Genomic DNA, 1282 nt, shown 5'->3' with positions numbered 1-1282 from the left:
CCCTAAACCTTTTGGTTAAGCCCTCGACCGATTAGTATTAGTCAGCTACATACATTACTGCACTTCCACCTCTAACCTATCTACCTCGTCTTCTTCAAGGGGTCTTACTCTTGCGATGGGATATCTCATCTTGAGGGGGGCTTCACGCTTAGATGCCTTCAGCGTTTATCCCGTCCAGACTTGGCTACTCTGCCATGGCCTTGGTAAGCCAACAGATACACCAGCGGTCTGTCCATCCCGGTCCTCTCGTACTAAGGACAGCTCCTCTCAAATATCCTACGCCCGCGCCGGATAGGGACCGAACTGTCTCACGACGTTCTGAACCCAGCTCGCGTACCGCTTTAATGGGCGAACAGCCCAACCCTTGGGACCTGCTACAGCCCCAGGATGCGATGAGCCGACATCGAGGTGCCAAACCACTCCGTCGATGTGAACTCTTGGGAGTGATAAGCCTGTTATCCCCAGGGTAGCTTTTATCCGTTGAGCGATGGCAATCCCACTTTCATACCACCGGATCACTAAGTCCTACTTTCGTACCTGCTCGACCCGTCAGTCTCGCAGTCAAGCTCCCTTATGCCTTTGCACTCTCTGGATGGTTTCCAACCATCCTGAGGGAACCTTTGAGCGCCTCCGATACCCTTTCGGAGGCGACCGCCCCAGTCAAACTCCCCACCTGACATTGTCCCCCGCCCAGGTCATGGGCGCAGGTTAGAAACCCAATACCGCAAGGGTGGTATCCCAACATTGGCTCCACAAAGACTGGCGTCCTTGCTTCACGGCCTCCCACCTATCCTGTACATGCAGTACCGAATCCCAGTATCAAGCTGGAGTAAAGCTCCATGGGGTCTTTCCGTCCTGGCGCAGGTAACCAGCATCTTCACTGGTATTTCAATTTCACCGGGTGCATTGTTGAGACAGCGCTCAAATCATTACGCCTTTCGTGCGGGTCGGAACTTACCCGACAAGGAATTTCGCTACCTTAGGACCGTTATAGTTACGGCCGCCGTTTACTGGGGCTTAAATTCAAAGCTTCGATTGCTCTAACCTCTCCTCTTAACCTTCCAGCACCGGGCAGGCGTCAGCCCATATACCTCACCTTACGGTTTTGCATAGACCTGTGTTTTTGCTAAACAGTTGCTTGAGCCTATTCTCTGCGGCCACATCTCTGTGGCACCCCTTCTCCCGAAGTTACGGGGTCATTTTGCCGAGTTCCTTAACAATGCTTCTCCCGCCGGCCTTAGGATTCTCTCCTCATCTACCTGTGTCGGTTTACGGTACGGGC

Annotated in this window: 1 rRNA gene; it reads right to left on the bottom strand. The window is 53.3% G+C overall.

Going from position 1 to position 1282, the window contains the following annotated elements:
* Positions 1 to 11: 11 nt before the first annotated feature.
* A 23S ribosomal RNA gene (locus tag ABID13_RS28565) occupies positions 12 to 1282 on the bottom strand; the annotation flags it as partial.

The organism is Enterocloster citroniae (assembly GCF_040545455.1).
Classification (GTDB): domain Bacteria; phylum Bacillota; class Clostridia; order Lachnospirales; family Lachnospiraceae; genus Enterocloster; species Enterocloster citroniae.
Note: the sequence above shows the minus strand (reverse complement) of the source record. Positions and strands in the feature narration are given on the sequence as shown.